The following is a 15,894-nucleotide window of genomic DNA, read 5'->3' on the forward strand; positions in this document are numbered from 1 at the left end:
GTCACCGGCGTACGGTCGGGGCCGGTCGGTTGCCCGCGGGCAACCGACCGGCCCACTCCCCCTAGGCTCGGCACCATGGACGTCATCGACATCATCCGCACCAAGCGCGACGGCGGCGAACTGTCGGCCGAGGAGATCGCCTGGGTGATCCAGCGGTACACGGCCGGTGAGGTCGCCGAGGAGCAGATGGCGGCCTTGGCGATGGCGATCTTCTGGCGCGGCCTCGCCCCGGCCGAGCTCGCCAGCTGGACCACGGCGATGATCGATTCCGGGGACCGGCTGGATCTGTCCGAGGTCGGCCGGCCCACCGTCGACAAGCACTCCACCGGCGGGGTCGGGGACAAGATCACCTTGCCGCTGGCACCGCTGGTCGCAGCCTGCGGGGTCGCCGTCCCGCAACTGTCCGGCCGCGGTCTGGGCCACACCGGCGGCACCCTCGACAAACTCGAAGCGATCCCGGGCTGGCGGGCCGAGCTCAGCACCGAGGCAATGATCCGGCAGCTACGCGAGGTAGGCGCGGTGATCTGCGCGGCCGGCGCCGGTCTGGCGCCCGCCGATCGCAAGCTCTATGCGCTGCGGGACGTCACCGGCACCGTCGAGTCGATCCCGCTGATCGCATCCTCGATCATGAGCAAGAAGATCGCTGAAGGCACCGACGCACTCGTGCTGGATGTGAAGGTCGGCAGCGGCGCTTTCATGCGGGACCTGCGCCAGGCCCGCCAGCTTGCCGAGACCATGGTCGAGCTCGGCACCGCGGCCGGTCTCACCACCACCGCGCTGCTCACCCGGATGGACCAGCCGCTGGGCCGCGCCGTCGGCAACGCCATCGAAGTGGCCGAATCAATCGCGGTGGTGCGAGGCGAGGGACCCGCCGACGTCACCCACCTGACACTGGAACTGGCCCGCGCGATGGTCCAGGCTGCCGGCGTCGACGCGGATCCGGCGGCGCGGCTGGCCGATGGGTCGGCGTACGAGGTCTGGCAGCGGATGATCCGCGCCCAGGGTGGCGACCCCGACGCGCCCCTGCCGAGGGCGGCCCACCGGCGTACGGTCACCGCCACCGAAGAGGTCACCATCGGCCGGATCGACGCGCTCGCGGTCGGGCGGGCATCGTGGCAGCTCGGCGCGGGTCGGGACCGGCCGGGCGCCCGGGTGCAGGCCGGCGCCGGCATCGAGATCCTTGCCCAGGCAGGGGAAACCGTACGCCGGGGCGACCCGCTGTTCGAACTTCACAGCGACACCCCGGAACGATTCGAGGACGCCGAAGCCACGCTGGCCGGGGCTGTCGTCGGGGGCGAGCACCAGCCCGCGGACCGCGTCATCGAGAAGGTCGGGACCTGACGAAAGCGTCAGTCGCGATCGGAGGCGACGTACGCTGCGCCGGCGGCCACCGCGGTCACGGTCAGCACCGCCGGCCAACCGCCCATCTTCTTCGCGAGCGGGTGCGACAGGCCGAACGCCCCCAGATAGGTCGCGCTCAGCGCGGCGGTGGTGGCCGGGCCGCGCTTGGTCAGCCACGACCGCGCCGCGTACGCCCCAGCGGTGGCGAGCACCACCCCACCGAGGCCCCGGACACCGGACTCGCGGGCGGTCAACCAGCCGCCGATGAGACCCCCGGCGACGACGGTGGCGGTGGATACGGTCCAAGCAGGGCGAAGAGACATGCCGTGATCGTACTCGGCCCGGCCAGCGGGTCTCAGCGACGACCGCGGGCGGCCAGATCCTTCAGCTGTTCCCAGACCCGCAGCACCTGGGAGGTGAGCTGTTCGGGGGTGCCGTCGTTGTCGATCCAGATGTCAGCCACTGCGGCCCGGGCCTCGTCATCAGCCTGGGCGGCCATCCGCTTGCGCACCTGCTCTTCGGTGACGTCCCGGGCCCTCAGCACTCGCTGCAGCCGCAGTTCCTCCGAGGCGCCGACCACGATCACGACGTCATAGTCGTCCGCGCGGCCGGTCTCCACCAGCAACGGGATGTCGTGGACCACCACCGCGCTCGAACAGGCCTCCCGCGCCCGCCGGGTCAGCTCCCGGATCCGCGGATGGGTGATCGCCTCCAGGTCGGCGCGGGCCTGCGGGTCGGCGAAGACGATCCGGCCCAGCGCGGACCGGTCCAGACTGCCGTCGTCGCTGATCACGTCGGGGCCGAACCGTTCGGCGACCTCGGCCAGCCCGTCAGTGCCGGGCGCGAGGACATCGCGGGCGAGCCGATCCGCATCGATGACGGCCGCCCCGAGACCGCCGAGCTCGCGCGCCACCGTCGACTTGCCCGACCCGATCCCACCGGTCAGCCCGACCCACAGATGATCCCTGCCACCACTCACGCTGACCCTCCGTTGCGACTCATATCACCACCCTAGATTCACCGACCGACCCGGCCACCATCAGGTGAATGATGGGTGAAAACCCTTCCCTTGCCCCGGGACGGGTGTGGAAGAGTGAGGCCCATGTCGAGCGGTGTCGAGCACTACCCGGTCCCCGAGGAGCCACCCCGGTACGACACCGCACCCACCAAAGTCATCGTCGCTCCCCGAGTCGGCATCTACGGCCTGCTGGACGCGCTCTTCATCGCCGCGGCCCTGCTGTTGGCGCTGTGGATGGCAATCGTCCTCTTCCTGGAGGGACTGTCGTTCTCGCCCGCCCGGCTGGCATACCTGCTGGTCTTCTGGCTGTTCGTCACCTACTTCGCGCTGCCGCGGGCGCACCAGCTCTTCACGCTGGTCTACGTCCCCAACTACTTCATCGGCCGCACCCGCACCAGCGACGGCCTGCTCGGCGACCCGGTCAACCTCGCCTTCGACGGCGCCCCTGCCGACATCCACGCAGCCATGCAGAAGGCCGGCTGGGTGCTGGCCGATGAGCGTACGTTGCGCTCGGCCTGGCGGATGATCGTCTCCTCGGTGCTGGGCCGCTCCTACCCGGAGGCGCCCGTCTCGGACCTGCACCTGCTCGGCAACCGGCACGAGTTCGCCTACCAGCAGGAGGTCGACGGCAACACCGCCAAGCGACACCACGTCCGCTTCTTCAAGGTGCCCGCCGGCTGGGTGCTGCCCGGCGGTCACCGCGCCGAATGGCTGGCAGCAGGCACCTATGACCGGTCGGTCGGGCTGTCGAGTTTCACCTTCCAGATCACCCACAAGATCGACGCCGACACCGACCGGGAACGCGACTACATCGTCAACTCGCTGCGCTACCACGACCCCGAGATCCAGGTCCGTGTCATCGAAGACTTCTCCACCGCCTATCACCACCGCAACGGTGGCGGCGACCAGATCCACACCGACGGCGACCTGCCCGTGGTCGACGTCTCCCGCGCGTACGCCCGATACGCCGAAAACACCGAGCTGCCGCAGCCGCGGGACAGCCACGACCACGAGATCCCGCCGCCGCCACTGCTGTTTGCGATGTTGGTGATCGCCCTGGACCTCCTGGCGATGGCGCTGCTGTGGATCGGCCTGGGCATCACCGGCCAGGCCCCCGAATTCCTGTACGCCGGTCGCCAGGCCGGCGTCGAGATCGGCTTCCTGACCGCCAGTTCGGTGTTGTCGGTGATCTTCCTGATCGGCACGCTGCGGCGCAGCCGCTGGGCCCGAATCGGGCTGATGGCGGTCGCCAGCCTGACCGCGCTGCGGCTGATGTTGGCGTACGGTCCCCCCGGCGACGGCCACCTCACCACCATCCTGGAGTGCAGCGTCGCGGTGCTGGTGCTGCTGTCGGTCAGCGCCGACCGGGTACGCCAGTGGGTGCTGACCGAGCGAACGAATCGTCGCTGGGGAGCGCCGCTGCTCGACTAGCATCTGGCCCATGCAGAGCCTGAGCCCACGGTCCCTCTGGCGGTTGTTGGCCGCCCTGCTCATCGCGACCGCCGGACTGCTCGGGTCGACGGCGTACGCGCAATCCCCCGACCCGGACGAGGTCTCCATCGAGGGCGTCGACTTCACCTATTGGTTGGGCCGCGACGCCGACGGTCTCGCGACCCTGCAGGTCACCGAGGTGTGGCGGATCAATTTCCCCGCCAGCGGCGACTACAGCAACTTCAACCGGGACATCCCCCGCCACTACCGCGACGCCGACGTCTGGGGTGAGGAGCCGACCGCGCAGGCGAGCTCGACCGGCGTACCGATCGAGACGTCGGTGACCACCCGCGACGACGGCGACGAGGTCCGCATCCGGCTCGAGGGCCAGGGTGAGGTCACTGGGCTGCAGGTGTGGACCATCGAATACTCGCTGGTCGGCGTCGCTTTCGACCCCAACAGCAGCGACAACGACACCAACGACCAGCTCTATTGGCAGGTCGCTCCGGCCGAAATGCCCGTGCCGCTGGGTGAGGTGACCGCGCGGGTCGAGGTCGCCCCGGATCTGATGGGAGCTCTGGACGGCCGGACCCGTTGCCTGATCGGCGCCTCCTATGACGACCACGCCGCCGCGGCCGACCTGCCCGACGTCGACTACGGCTGGACCACGACCCTGACGATGCCGGCCTGGGACACCGGGCTCGCCGCCATCGGCACCGGCTCCACCCTCGACTCCGGCGGCAGTGGCGGTGGCAGCTACGACGGCGGCGGTTTCAGTGGCGGCAGCGACGTCGGTGGTGGCGGTGGCGGGGGCGGCGGCAGCTTCGACTGAGGCTGCCGGCGTACCGCAGACCGCCCCACCGACACCTCCCGAACCGGCCCGGGGCCGGTGGGCGTACGAAAAGCCCGCCCCAGCGGGGGCGGGCTTTTCTGTGGCATCAGTGCCGGATCAGTGCAGAGTGACCCGCGCCGGCAGCCAGGTCAGCACCCGTTCCCGGCCCAACGGCCACGCCAAGCTCGACAAGCTGACGCTGCGCCCCTGCTCGGGCAGCAGGCCGGCGAGCTTCCCGGGGCTGACCACTTGGGCGGGGGCGTCCTCGGCCAGCCCACCCAACTCCCGGGCCAGCGCGATGCCGGCCTCGAGATCACCCAGGTCGTCGATCAGACCGTGCTCCTTGGCCTCGGTGCCGGCCCAGATCCGGCCCCGGCCGAGCTCGTTGACCCGTTCCTTGGTCAGGCCGCGACCGTCGGCGACCCGTTCCAGGAATCGGTCGTAGACGTCGTCGATCATCGCGGTCAGCCAGACACGTTCTGAGTCGGAAAACTCCCGCGAGCTCGAGAAGATCAGCGCCTCGTCGCGGCCGACTCGTTCGGGGTTGATGCCGTGTCGTTCCTGCAGTTCGGCCAGCACGGCCTTGCCCGCGACCACACCGATGCTGCCGGTGATGGTGTAGGGGCTCGCGAGGATCTTGGTCGCGTGGGCGGCGACGTAGTAGCCGCCGCTGGCAGCCACCTCCCCCATCACTGCAACCACCGGCTTGGATGCCCGGCGTACCTCCCGGTCGATCAGGTCCGAGGCCAGGGCTGAACCGCCGCCGGAGTCGACGTGCAGCACGATCGCGCGGACGTCGGGGTCCCGATCGGCCTTGCGCAGCGCCGCCACCACGGTGTCGGATCCGGCGGTGGCGCCGCCGAAGAGCGGCGAAGGCGAATAGCGGCTGCGTCCGGTCACGATCCCGCCGTGCACCTGGACCACCGCGACATGGGCGCCCTTCTTGGGCCGCTGCGGCATCACCAGGTCGAGGCTGCTGCCGAAGTCCGGCTCGGTGATGGTGAGGATCTCGTCGTCGTAGGCCACCCGGGTGATGAGACCGGCCCGGTGCAGATCGGCCGCGCTCACCGGCGGTGAGTCCAGCACCCCGCGTACGGCGTCCACCGACAACTCCCGGGCCTTGGCCAGGTCGGCCACCCAGGTCTGCTCGACGGCGTCGAGATAGGCCTGCATCTGCTCGCGCTGGTAGTCATCCATCGCGTCTTCGCTGAACGGAGTGAGCGCCGACTTGTACTCCTTGATGCGGAGGTTTTCGAAGCCGATGCCGTGCTTCTTCAACAGCCCACCGAGATAGAGCTGCTCGACCGCGAAGCCGTGGATGTTGACCGCGGCCGACTCCGGCGCGATCACCTCGGCGACCTGGCTCGTCAGCGCCAGTTGAAACATCGTGACGTCCGGCAGGTACGCCACCACGCGCTTCTTCTTGGCGAGGTCGCCGAGCAGCCGGCTGATCGCCCACGTCGTCGCCGGGCCGCCGGTGTAACCGCCGGTGGTGACGAAAACCGCTGAGTAGGAGGACTCGCCGATGCGTTCCAGGCGCTGGGTCAGTCCCGCCAAAGTGTCGTTTCGCTGGCGGATCGCTTCGAGGGGATTCTGGGGGCGACGGGACGGAAACGAACCACGCAGGTCCACCACCACCCAGTCCGCGCCTTCGTCAGACTTGCCGAACTTTCCGAACAACCGCGGCAGCGAAATCATGCAGCACAGTGTACGCAGCGGCCCAATCTCGCCCCGGTGCCCGGCCTCGTTCCAGATGCCTGCGACGGCTCTCACGTTAGGCTGGGGCCCGTGAGATCAACCCGAGGTTTGCGGGCGTTGGCCGCCGGCGCCTTGGTGGCAGCGGTCGGCGCCAGCGCCTGTGCGCCGGCCGGCTCCCCCCAGCCCGGCGCGACGACACCTGCGACCACGCCGACCCCGTCGCCGGTCGCGTCGGCGACCCCGCAGGCGGTCGATCTCACCCGCCCCGGCAAGGCTCGCGACGTCCTCGAACAGTTGCAGGCAGCGGCCGGGTCCAACCGGATCGTGCAGGTCGAGGTGACCCGCTGGACCGCCAAGATCCAGATCCTGCGCGGCAACGACGTGATCGCCTGGCAATGGGACCGCGGCGTCATCGACACGGTCGTCAGCGATGTCGAGTATGTCGGGCAGGCCGTCTTCACGTTGGACGACTTCGAGCTGGATGACCTCGGATCGCTGTTTCGGCAGGCCAAGCTGGTCTCCCAATCCGGCAACGAACAACAGCTCCAGGTGGTCGACTACAACCGCGGCACCGTGATGATGACGGTGGCTACCGAGCCGGAGTCGACGTCGGTCTTCTTCCATCCCGACGGCACCATCGTGCCGGAGGTGGACACCGCCGATCCGGAGTCTGTCGCGCTGACCCTGGATGAAGTGGTGGGCGACACCGACAACGTACAGCTGATCGAGATTCAGACGACCGGCATCCAGGCCGATCTGCCTGCCGGCCCCGACACGGTGATCCGGCGCACCCGGCTCGGCCGGATCCCGCTGTTGGAGGCACAACGAACCGAAAGCCTCGACCAGCGCGCCTTCGACCCGGACCTGATCGACCCCGAGGTGATCGCCGACCTGGTCGCCACCCACGAGGGCACGCCCCTCACGATCTCCCAGGAGGCCGGCGACCGCCGACCCCGGATCCGAGTGTCCGGGCTGACCGGGACCACGGTGTACACCTTGAACGGCGAAGAGTTGCCGCAGGGCTGAGGCGTACGCCCTGCCCCGACCACATCCTCCCCACAGCGCACCGTCCCAGAACGCAGCCGATCCCGGCCCCACTGGGACCGGGATCGGTGTGCGTGATCGCGAGGAGCGTCAGCGCCGCAGGTAGGACAGCAACCGCAGCATCTCGAGGTAGAGCCAGACCAGGGTGACGGTCAGACCGAAGGCGCAACGCCACGAGGTCTCCACCGGCACACCGGCCTTGACGCCCTGCTCGATGAAGGCGAAGTCGCTGACCAGCGAAAGTGTGGCCAGCACCACCGCGAGGATGGTGATGCCGATCGACAGCAGGCCGGCGTTGGGGCCGATCTCACGCAGGCCCAGCCCGGAGCCGCCGTTGAACAGTGCCACGCCGAGGTTGAGCAGCATCGCCGCGGCGAAGCCACCGATGGCGATGGTGAGGTAAGTGTTGAACTTCTTGCCGACCTTGCGGCCCAGGTCGAAGAACCGGTAGACGATCAGCGTCACCGCGGCGACGGCAAAGGTCGCCAGCACCGCCTGCATCACGATGCCGGGCCACAGCATCTCGAAGAACTTGGAGAAACCACCCAGCACGACGCCTTCGACCAGGCCGTACGCAATCGCGCTGACCGGCCCCATCTGGCGGCGGAAGGCGAGCACCAGGGCCATCACGAAGGTGATCACCGAGGCGCCGATGACGAAGGGCAGCACGACCTCCACCGGCACGAAGAGCCACGTCAGCGCAGCCGTCACGAGGAGGCCAGCAAAGATGATCGCGGTCTTGGTGACCACGTCGTCGATGGTCATGGTGCGCTGCGGCTGCATCTGGCCGACGCCGTGGGCGTACGGGTCGAAACCACCCTGCGCGCCGTGCGGCTGCTGGGCATGCCAGCCGTAACCCTGCTCATTGGTGAACTGCTGCTGGTAGCCGCCGTACTGCTGCTGGTACTGCTGGCCCTGGAACTGCTGCTGGTGCTGCGGTGTGACGTTGTCAAACGCCCGACTGAGCGCTGGGTTCGGCGACGGCATGATCCTCCTCGAATGGCGTGACATGATTCTACCCAAGTCCACCGACATTCCCAGTCGATGGCCAACGCGTCGACGCTCAGATCTCAGTGCGGCGTACGCCCCCGTAGCCCAACGGCAGAGGCAGGCGGCTTAAACCCGCTTCAGTGCGGGTTCGACTCCCGCCGGGGGCACCCCTCGGGTGTCAGCTCAACCGAGCGTCCCGCGTACGCCGCGGGCAATCGCCTCGATGTCGGTGCTGATCGCAAACGCCTCGAAACCGATCGCCCGGGCCGCCGGCTCCCGCTCCGGTACGCCCAGGAACATGCAGGGTCGCTTGCCGGCCCGTCGGGTCGCCGCCACGACGCGCGGCAGCGGATCGTCCTCACCGGTCGCAGCGAGCAGCGATTCGGGGTCGGTGCCGAGCGCGAGCGAGAGGTCCATCGGACCGACCAGGATGCCGGCAACGCCGTCCACCGCAAGGATCTGGCCCAGATTCTCCAGGGCGCGGGCGGTCTCGATCATCACCCAGACCTCGGGCTCCCGGCGTACCTCGGTGTCGCCCCACAGGCCATTGAGCGGGCCCCAGCTGCGGGCGCCGCGCGGCGGATAGAACGCGGCCCGCGCGACCTGCTGCGCCTGGTCGGCGGTCTCCACCATCGGCACGATGACGATGTCGGCGCCGGCATCAGCGGCCCGCCCCACCGCCGGCCCCGGATCCTCGGGCACCCGCACCGCGACCGGCGGGCGCTGCGGCAACCCGGCCAGGACCTGCATCGCGGCCAGGGTCGAGGCGTCGTCGAAGGCGCCGTGCTGCTGGTCCAGGCACAGCCAGTCGGGAGCGGCCATGGCGACCTGGGCCACGGTCAGCGGATCATCGAGCAGGCACCACAGCCCAGCACCCCTGGCGTCGATCTCGACGCCGCCCTTACCGACGCCGTCGTTCTGCAAACCGTCGCCATACCCAGCCATGACGCCTCCTTTGACATCGACGCGGTCGCGCCTGCACTCAATCTAGCCAGCCACCGGCGGCCACTCCTCGCGTCGCCACCGATTGGGCGGCCGGCCAAACCCCGAGTTTCGGCGGGCCCAGTCGCGCCCGCGCACCCCCGATGCAACGCCCGTGAGGGTGGGGCAAGAATGGGGGGCGTCGGCAGGGTCTGGGCCGACGAAACTGGCACGCGGAAGGTGATCACATGCAACTCGGAATCGTCGGGCTGGGCAAGATGGGCGGCAACATGCGCGACCGGTTGCGCGCAGGCGGCCACACCGTTGTCGGCTACGACCAGAATCAGGAGATCTCCGATTCGACCTCGCTGGCCGACATGGTCGACCAGCTCGGCGGCGAACAGCGGATCGTGTGGCTGATGGTGCCGGTGCAGGCGATCGACGCCGTGCTGAAGGACCTCACTCCCCTGCTGAAGGCAGGCGACATCGTCATCGACGGCGGCAACACCCGCTGGAGCGAGGACGGCCCGCGCGCCGCCGCGCTCGCCGCGTCTGGCATCCATTTCCTCGACTGCGGAGTCTCTGGCGGTGTCTGGGGCAAGGACCTGGGCTACGCGCTCATGGTGGGCGGCCCGGCCGAGGTCGTCGAGACCTGCCTGCCGATCTTCCAGACCCTCAAGCCCGACGGCGAACACGGCTACGTCCACGCCGGTGACCACGGCGCCGGACACTTCGCCAAGATGGTCCACAACGGCATCGAGTACGCGGTGATGCAGGCGTACGCAGAGGGCTGGGAGTTGCTCGAGGCTGCCGACACCGTGACCGACCACGTACCGGCGATCTTCGAGTCCTGGCAGGACGGCACCGTGATCCGATCCTGGCTGCTGGAGCTGTTGGTGCGCGCCCTCAAGGCTGACGACGACCTGTCCGAGATTCGTGGCTACGCCGAGGATTCTGGTGAGGGCCGGTGGACCGTCGAGGCTGCCATCGACATGGCCGTGCCGGTGCCGGCGATCTCCAGCGCCCTGTTTGCCCGCTTCACGTCGCGGCAGGAGGATTCGCCGGCGATGAAGATGATCGCGGCGATGCGCAACCAGTTCGGCGGGCACGCGGTGATGCCCGAGACCGAGGACTGACCCCGGCAGCTAGCATTTTTCGGTGCCCAACCCGTACGCCGAACGCGCCGCCGCTGAGCTGCAGTCCCAAGGCTGGACCGAGATCCGGACCCGTGAGCTCGGCGTGCGAACCGCGATGCTGCTGTTTCTGGCGATCTCGCCGCTGCCGCTGGTCGGCGGCGTCGGGATGGCCATCGGCGGCCTGGTCGGCGGCATCACCGAGTTGATTTGGATCGGCCTCGTCATGGCGCTGGTGGGGGATGCGGGGCTCATGATCGGCTTGCAGATCCGGCGTCGATCCTTGCGACCCACCGGCCCGGTGTGGCGGCTGGATCCCGCCGGCATCACCGTCGCCGGGACCGGGCCGGTGCCGTGGTCGGACCTGGAGCCGGCCAAGCAAAGAATGGAACGCAACCCTTACGACGACGGCTGGCAGCTGGCGTACGGCATCCCCCTCACCCCGGCCGGACAACAGCGGGCACTGGCGTTGGCGCCGGCCCACCGCCGCGTCCTCAACCCCGGCGTACGGGTGACCGTGATCGGTGGCCCGCAGCCCCTGCAGAGCCTGCGGGTGCCGACCCCGGAGGGCATGTCGGACGCCGAATTCACCCAGGTGCTCAACTCAGCTCGCGCCCACTTCTTGGGCCAACGCTGAGCGCGGGCAAACCGAACCCGAGCCGCGCGCAAGACGCGCAGTCGATTGCCGTCGACCCCCAAAATCCGAGAGTCTGGGCGATCGACTGCACGTAGTGCGCGCAGGCGCTGGCCGCCGCCAGCTGCGGCCGGGGCCTCAGCCCAGGTCGCGGTGTCGGAATCCCCACAGCCCGACCGCCGTCAGCGCCACGGCGATCCCGCCCAGCACCAGCAGCGGAGCCGCGGTGACATCGGCGCCGGGCACCGCCGGGACGTGCCAGAACGGGGAGATCCCGGCCAGCCAGTCCGGCAGTTGCAGCAGTTCGCCCAGGAAGAGCACGATGGCGGTCCACCCGACCACCACCCAGGCGATCACCCGCAGCCGCGGCGAAGCGCCCTGCAACGCCGCAGCCACGCCGACCGCGGCCACCAACGCCGGCAGATACACCAGCGACGCGACCACCAACTCGCCGAGCCAGGACCAGGTCCCGGTCGCTGCGGACACGCCGATGCCGACGCCCACCCCACACACCAAGGTCAGCGCCACCACCTGTACGACGGTGGTCAGCAACCATCCCGACAGCACCGAGGTACGCGAGCGGCCCCCGACCAGCAGCCCCTCCAGCCGACCGGTGCTCTCCTCCGCATTGAGACTCAGCACCCCACTGACCCCGACCACCAACGGCGCGATCAACGTGAAACCAAGGATGATGCCGGCGAAATCGGCGGTCAGATCGCCACCGGTCAACGCGATCCACTGAGCCAACTCGGGGTTGCTCTCCAGCAGCGTGTCGACCTCGTTTGCCAGCGCTCCCATCGCGACCGCGAAGAACGCCATCCCGACGGTCACCGCGAGGAAGGAACCGCGCATCAGCGCCTCGGCGAGGCCGGCCGGCGTACGCAAGGCCGCCCCGGCTCGGGCCGGACCGGAACGGGCAGAACGCAGGCCGGCGCCGATGTCGCGACGCCGGATCAGCGCGGCGGCCACCCCGAAGAGCAGCAGCGTCGCGCCGGCGGAGACCAGCAGCGGCCACCAGCGCAGGTCAACGTAGAGCCTGGTCTGCTGGGCCCAGGCCAGCGGCGAGAACCACGACAGCCAGGACCCGGTCGGCTCGATCACGTCGCCGACCCCGCGCACCAGGAAGGCCGCGGCGAGCAGCCCCAGACTGGCTGCGCTGACCGTACGGGCGCTCTCGGTCAGCTGCGCCACCACGGCCGTCAGGCCGGCGAACACCATCCCGGTCAGCATCGTCGCCAGCCCGAAGGCCAGCGAGTCCACCACGGGCATCTCGGCGGCGACCAGCGCACCGGCGGTGGCGGCGCCGACCAGCCCGGTCGCGACCAGCAGGGTCAGCATCGCGGCGGTGGCCGGGGCGTACCGGCCCACCGGCAGTGCCCGGACCATCTCCAGACGACCACTCTCCTCCTCGGTGCGGGTGTGGCGTACGGTCCACAGGATCGCCATGATCGCGACGGCGAGCAGGACGTAGAGGGACAGCTCGTTGGCGGTCGCCGCGGCCAGCGTGTAGTCGTCCACCGCGAACGCCGGGCCGGTCATCATCACCGCAGCGGGGTTGCCGAGCAGCGCGGCGCGGGCATCCAGGGCGGCCTGGTCGGGATACGCCTCGGCCAGCGCGACCACGCTGCTCCAGACGCCGACGAACATCGCGACCACCCAGATCGCCAGACCGATCCGGCCCAGTCGCAGGTTGAGCCGCAGCAGCCGCCCAGTGCCGGTGAAGTCGCTTGACCGGCCGATCGGGTCCGTGTCGGTCCCACCCGAGTCGTTGACTGTCGTGTCGGAGTTCATCGGTCAGCCGCCTCGCTGCCGTCGTAGTGGCGCATGAAGAGTTCCTCGAGCGAGGGCGGGGTGATCGTCAGGTTGCTGACGCCCGCCTTGGCGATCAGCCGGACCACCTCATCCAGGTGGCTGTCATCGACCTGGAAGTGGACTTCGCCATCAGTCCCGGTCAGGTCGTGGACGTGCGGGCTGCGGTGCAGCGCCCGCAGCGAACCGTCACTGACCAGGCGGACGCTCGAACGGGTCAGGTGCCGCAGCTCGGCGAGCGTCCCCGATTCGACCGCCCGACCCGCGCGGATGATCGTGACGGTGTCACACAGCTTCTCGACCTCAGCCAGGATGTGGCTGGAGAGCAGCACTGTACGCCCCTCCGCCTTGAGCCGGCGTACTTCCTCGGTGAAGACCGCCTCCATCAGTGGATCAAGCCCCGAGGTCGGCTCATCCAAGAGATAGAGGTCGGCCTCGGAGGCGAACGCCGCGACCAGCGCGACCTTTTGCCGGTTGCCCTTGGAATAGGTGCGGGCCTTCTTGGTGGGGTCGAGCTCGAAACGTTCCAGCAGCTCGTTCAGCCGGCTCTGCTGAGGGCCCCTTCGAGATCCATGATTGCCCCGCAGGTTGCTGAGCACGTCGATGGCCTGGCCGCCGGTGAGGTTGGGCCACAGATTCGTGTCACCCGGGACGTAGGCCAGTCGCCGATGGATCGCGACCGAATTGGACCAAGCGTCCTGGCCGAGCACCCGAGCGGTGCCGGAATCAGCGCGGATCAGGCCGAGCAGGACTCGAATGGTGGTGGACTTGCCGGCGCCGTTGGGACCCAGGAACCCGGCGACGCCGCCGGTCGGCACCTGGAGGGTGAAGTCGTCCAGCGCGCGGGTGGCGCCGAAGGTCTTGACGAGTTGGGAAACGTCGATGGCCAGGTCAGACATGCGGGCTCTCTTCGCCGGGTGTTGGAGTTGCGGGTGCTTCGCTGTGGTCAGTCATCGGGACGGTTGGCGAGGTCGGAGTTTGAGATGACGCGTAGGCCTCGAGCAGACTCGGGTCGGTCAGCAACGGCACCGTGTACATCTCCAGTGCCGGGGTGAGGATCCGATCGGAGTAGCGCCGGAACCAGCCGGGCAGCTCGTCGATCGAGGGGGTGCCATCAGTGGCAATGGCGACCAACATGCCGCCGAGTGCTTGTTCGACCAGCAATCGGGCGCGCTGCTCGGGAGCCTGGCTGGGACTGACCATGCCCGCGGTGACGGCGTCGGCGAGGTAGCTCTCGGTCTCCTCCACGAGCGCGTCGACCAGCTGCCGGGTGAAGGAGCCACCGGCCTGCAGGCAGCGCAGCACGTAGCCGACCACTGGGGCGTACCCCTCGATCTGGGAGAGCTGGATCATCAGCGCGCTGGCGCCGCCGCCGGGCATCAGGGCGTCGCTCTTGGTCTCACCGATGACCTCGACGACGGCGGCATCACAGGCTGTGATCAGGCCGGCACGGCTGCCGTAGTGGTGCAGGATCAGGGCCGCGCTGACGCCGGCCTCCGCGGCGATGGCGCGCAACGGCACCTGCAGCCCCTGCGCTGCGACCATCCTGATGGCGGCATCGCGGATCCGTGCCCGCACCGTGAGGTCCTCGGCCCGAGTCTTGGATCCAGCAGGGGTTGAACGCATGTTCAGTAGTCTAAACGCCTGTTCAACGGAGGGCAAGCGGGAGGTGTCCACAGACAACCGCGCCCCAGCGGCGGTAGGTCGCGTCAAACGACAGCTACAGCCACTGGGGCGCGTTTGCGTCACTCAGCCAGGCAGGGCTCCAACCAGAACTCCCCCAGCAGCGCCACCGTCTCGTCACCCAGCGGGTTGACGCCGGGCCCAGCAGCCAGCGCGTGGCCGACCAGGGCGTGGAGACACTTGACGCGACTCGGCATGCCACCGGCGCTGAAGTCGTCGATCTCGGGCACGTCCCCCACCCCCGAGACCCGACCGAGCTCAGCACGGGAGGCCAGATAGGACCGGTGGGCCTCGGCGTACGCCTGCGCGAGGTCCTCGTCGTATCCGAGCCGGGCGTTCATTTCGTTCATCAAACCGCTGGCCTCGAGCCGGGAACAGCCGCGGATCGCGACCGGACAGCTGAGATAGAAGGAGGTCGGGAAGGGGGTGCCGTTCGGCAGCCGGGGCGCGGTCGCGACCACGCCGGGGTTGCCGTCGTGGCAGCGCCACGCGATGCCGACGACACCTCGCATCGGGCGGCCCAGCTGGGCCTCGAGCACGGCCAGGTCCCGGTCGGTGGCGATGTCGATGCTCATCAACGCCCTCCGGTCGGAGTGGCGCTCGGCGAGGGTGACTCCAGGGTGATCGGCGGCCCGGTCGGCTCTTCTTCCTCAGGGTCGGGGATCCCGTTCGGGTCCTCGTCAGTCGCCTCTGCGGGGTTGTCGGCGGCCTTGACCGAATCCCAGACGTTGCCCCACCACGGCGGCGGCGCCTCCTCCTCGGTGGCAGTGTTGAGCTGAGCGGCGGGCTCGATCGGGCGACCGTCGGCGCCGACCACGCGATAGCCGGTGTCGCCAGGCACCACCCAGCCGAGCCGGTGCCGGGCCTGAGCGGCGATGTAGTCAGGGTCGTTCCAGCGTTCCAGCTCGTCGTTCAGGGCGGCGATCTCCTGCTCCCGCTGCACGATCTCGGCGTTGGCCTCGGCCAGCGCGCGCTCCTGATCGAGATAGACCCGCAGCGAGTTGGCGTACGACACCATCAGCACCGCGACCACCACGATCAGCGCCACGGCCCGGCGAGTGATGCCGAGCTTGGCGGGCAGACCGAAGTCCGGGATCAGCGGCTGCGGTTGGCGGGCGTCCTCGGCGGGGCGCTCATCGCCACGGACCGGCGTACGGTCCTTGGCGGTGCGTCCGGTGGTACGCGACTGGGTGCGCGTACGCGGCGATCCTCGACCGGGGCCGGATCCGGCCCGGGAGCTGCCGGTGCGCGAGAGACGGCGCGGGGAAGTTGGCGGCATGCGCCCCATTGTTGCGCGATCGCGCGGTCTGGCCGGACTGACGCGCCGGGCGGCGGGCGCACCCGGCCTCGGACCCCACCG

General features: G+C 69.5%; 16 protein-coding genes and 1 tRNA gene. 7 read left to right on the top strand and 10 right to left on the bottom strand.

Translation table 11 applies throughout. From position 1 onward, the window contains the following. Window positions 1-75: 75 nt before the first annotated feature. Window positions 76-1,341, top strand: coding sequence for a thymidine phosphorylase (locus CGZ91_RS02105; protein ID WP_094452304.1), 1,266 nt, complete (start codon window positions 76-78; stop codon window positions 1,339-1,341). 8 nt (window positions 1,342-1,349) lie between these two features. Here CGZ91_RS02105 and CGZ91_RS02110 read toward each other — a convergent pair whose 3' ends face one another. Next, window positions 1,350-1,664, bottom strand: coding sequence for a hypothetical protein (locus tag CGZ91_RS02110; protein ID WP_094452305.1), 315 nt, complete (start codon window positions 1,662-1,664; stop codon window positions 1,350-1,352). A gap of 32 nt (window positions 1,665-1,696) precedes the next feature. Next, complete coding sequence (coaE, locus tag CGZ91_RS02115) at window positions 1,697-2,320, bottom strand: dephospho-CoA kinase (RefSeq protein ID WP_229116360.1); 624 nt, start codon at window positions 2,318-2,320, stop codon at window positions 1,697-1,699. Window positions 2,321-2,443: 123 nt separating this feature from the next. On the opposite strand from coaE, the gene CGZ91_RS02120 reads away from it, so the two are divergent. Together CGZ91_RS02120 and CGZ91_RS02125 are read left to right on the top strand one after the other, a co-directional pair. Then, on the top strand, window positions 2,444-3,790 hold the full coding sequence (locus CGZ91_RS02120) for an LssY C-terminal domain-containing protein (RefSeq protein ID WP_094452306.1): 1,347 nt from the start codon (window positions 2,444-2,446) through the stop codon (window positions 3,788-3,790). A 10-nt stretch (window positions 3,791-3,800) separates the two neighbouring features. Beyond that, window positions 3,801-4,622: a DUF2207 domain-containing protein gene (locus tag CGZ91_RS02125; RefSeq protein ID WP_094452307.1), complete on the top strand. Its 822-nt coding sequence runs from the start codon at window positions 3,801-3,803 to the stop codon at window positions 4,620-4,622. 117 nt (window positions 4,623-4,739) lie between these two features. Here the strand turns inward: CGZ91_RS02125 and sppA are convergent, their stop codons facing one another. Then, window positions 4,740-6,320, bottom strand: coding sequence for a signal peptide peptidase SppA (gene sppA / locus CGZ91_RS02130; protein ID WP_094452308.1), 1,581 nt, complete (start codon window positions 6,318-6,320; stop codon window positions 4,740-4,742). Between the two features lie 90 nt (window positions 6,321-6,410). Between sppA and CGZ91_RS02135 the strand changes: the two genes are divergently transcribed. Further along, window positions 6,411-7,346: a hypothetical protein gene (locus tag CGZ91_RS02135; protein WP_144008460.1), complete on the top strand. Its 936-nt coding sequence runs from the start codon at window positions 6,411-6,413 to the stop codon at window positions 7,344-7,346. A gap of 108 nt (window positions 7,347-7,454) precedes the next feature. Here the strand turns inward: CGZ91_RS02135 and CGZ91_RS02140 are convergent, their stop codons facing one another. Then, window positions 7,455-8,351: a Bax inhibitor-1/YccA family protein gene (locus CGZ91_RS02140; protein WP_229116361.1), complete on the bottom strand. Its 897-nt coding sequence runs from the start codon at window positions 8,349-8,351 to the stop codon at window positions 7,455-7,457. A gap of 97 nt (window positions 8,352-8,448) precedes the next feature. Between CGZ91_RS02140 and CGZ91_RS02145 the strand changes: the two genes are divergently transcribed. Continuing rightward, window positions 8,449-8,521, top strand: a tRNA-Leu gene (locus CGZ91_RS02145). Between the two features lie 16 nt (window positions 8,522-8,537). Here the strand turns inward: CGZ91_RS02145 and CGZ91_RS02150 are convergent. Further along, window positions 8,538-9,299 (bottom strand): HpcH/HpaI aldolase family protein, encoded by a 762-nt coding sequence (locus tag CGZ91_RS02150; RefSeq protein ID WP_094452310.1) that lies wholly within the window; start codon window positions 9,297-9,299, stop codon window positions 8,538-8,540. Between the two features lie 224 nt (window positions 9,300-9,523). On the opposite strand from CGZ91_RS02150, the gene gnd reads away from it, so the two are divergent. Beyond that, entirely contained in the window at window positions 9,524-10,411 is an 888-nt protein-coding gene (gene gnd / locus CGZ91_RS02155; protein WP_094452311.1) for a phosphogluconate dehydrogenase (NAD(+)-dependent, decarboxylating), read from the top strand. Between the two features lie 22 nt (window positions 10,412-10,433). Next, window positions 10,434-11,045 (top strand): hypothetical protein, encoded by a 612-nt coding sequence (locus tag CGZ91_RS02160; protein WP_094452312.1) that lies wholly within the window; start codon window positions 10,434-10,436, stop codon window positions 11,043-11,045. A gap of 135 nt (window positions 11,046-11,180) precedes the next feature. Here the strand turns inward: CGZ91_RS02160 and CGZ91_RS02165 are convergent, their stop codons facing one another. From CGZ91_RS02165 to CGZ91_RS02185, 5 genes are all read right to left on the bottom strand, one after another. Next, on the bottom strand, window positions 11,181-12,833 hold the full coding sequence (locus CGZ91_RS02165; RefSeq protein WP_229116362.1) for an ABC transporter permease: 1,653 nt from the start codon (window positions 12,831-12,833) through the stop codon (window positions 11,181-11,183). Continuing rightward, window positions 12,830-13,750, bottom strand: coding sequence for an ABC transporter ATP-binding protein (locus CGZ91_RS02170; RefSeq protein WP_094452313.1), 921 nt, complete (start codon window positions 13,748-13,750; stop codon window positions 12,830-12,832). The genes CGZ91_RS02165 and CGZ91_RS02170 overlap by 4 nt, the downstream gene beginning before the upstream one ends. Then, window positions 13,743-14,477: a TetR/AcrR family transcriptional regulator gene (locus CGZ91_RS02175; RefSeq protein ID WP_094452314.1), complete on the bottom strand. Its 735-nt coding sequence runs from the start codon at window positions 14,475-14,477 to the stop codon at window positions 13,743-13,745. The genes CGZ91_RS02170 and CGZ91_RS02175 overlap by 8 nt, the downstream gene beginning before the upstream one ends. A 119-nt stretch (window positions 14,478-14,596) precedes the next feature. Then, entirely contained in the window at window positions 14,597-15,109 is a 513-nt protein-coding gene (locus tag CGZ91_RS02180; protein WP_094452315.1) for a DUF501 domain-containing protein, read from the bottom strand. Then, entirely contained in the window at window positions 15,109-15,813 is a 705-nt protein-coding gene (locus tag CGZ91_RS02185; protein WP_179229177.1) for an FtsB family cell division protein, read from the bottom strand. Before CGZ91_RS02185 ends, CGZ91_RS02180 begins: the two co-directional genes overlap by 1 nt. Between the last annotated feature and the right edge of the window lie 81 nt (window positions 15,814-15,894).

This window comes from Parenemella sanctibonifatiensis, from assembly GCF_002250565.1.
Lineage (GTDB): Bacteria > Actinomycetota > Actinomycetes > Propionibacteriales > Propionibacteriaceae > Parenemella > Parenemella sanctibonifatiensis.

Coding starts and splice junctions, on each gene's coding strand:
- CGZ91_RS02140 (WP_229116361.1), bottom strand. CDS start 8,351: ATGCCGTCGCCGAACCCAGCGCTCAGTCGGGCGTTTGACAACGTCACA.
- CGZ91_RS02180 (WP_094452315.1), bottom strand. CDS start 15,109: ATGAGCATCGACATCGCCACCGACCGGGACCTGGCCGTGCTCGAGGCC.
- CGZ91_RS02175 (WP_094452314.1), bottom strand. CDS start 14,477: ATGCGTTCAACCCCTGCTGGATCCAAGACTCGGGCCGAGGACCTCACG.
- CGZ91_RS02170 (WP_094452313.1), bottom strand. CDS start 13,750: ATGTCTGACCTGGCCATCGACGTTTCCCAACTCGTCAAGACCTTCGGC.
- CGZ91_RS02110 (WP_094452305.1), bottom strand. CDS start 1,664: ATGTCTCTTCGCCCTGCTTGGACCGTATCCACCGCCACCGTCGTCGCC.
- CGZ91_RS02105 (WP_094452304.1), top strand. CDS start 76: ATGGACGTCATCGACATCATCCGCACCAAGCGCGACGGCGGCGAACTG.
- CGZ91_RS02125 (WP_094452307.1), top strand. CDS start 3,801: ATGCAGAGCCTGAGCCCACGGTCCCTCTGGCGGTTGTTGGCCGCCCTG.
- CGZ91_RS02165 (WP_229116362.1), bottom strand. CDS start 12,833: ATGAACTCCGACACGACAGTCAACGACTCGGGTGGGACCGACACGGAC.
- CGZ91_RS02150 (WP_094452310.1), bottom strand. CDS start 9,299: ATGGCTGGGTATGGCGACGGTTTGCAGAACGACGGCGTCGGTAAGGGC.
- sppA (WP_094452308.1), bottom strand. CDS start 6,320: ATGATTTCGCTGCCGCGGTTGTTCGGAAAGTTCGGCAAGTCTGACGAA.
- gnd (WP_094452311.1), top strand. CDS start 9,524: ATGCAACTCGGAATCGTCGGGCTGGGCAAGATGGGCGGCAACATGCGC.
- CGZ91_RS02120 (WP_094452306.1), top strand. CDS start 2,444: ATGTCGAGCGGTGTCGAGCACTACCCGGTCCCCGAGGAGCCACCCCGG.
- CGZ91_RS02185 (WP_179229177.1), bottom strand. CDS start 15,813: ATGCCGCCAACTTCCCCGCGCCGTCTCTCGCGCACCGGCAGCTCCCGG.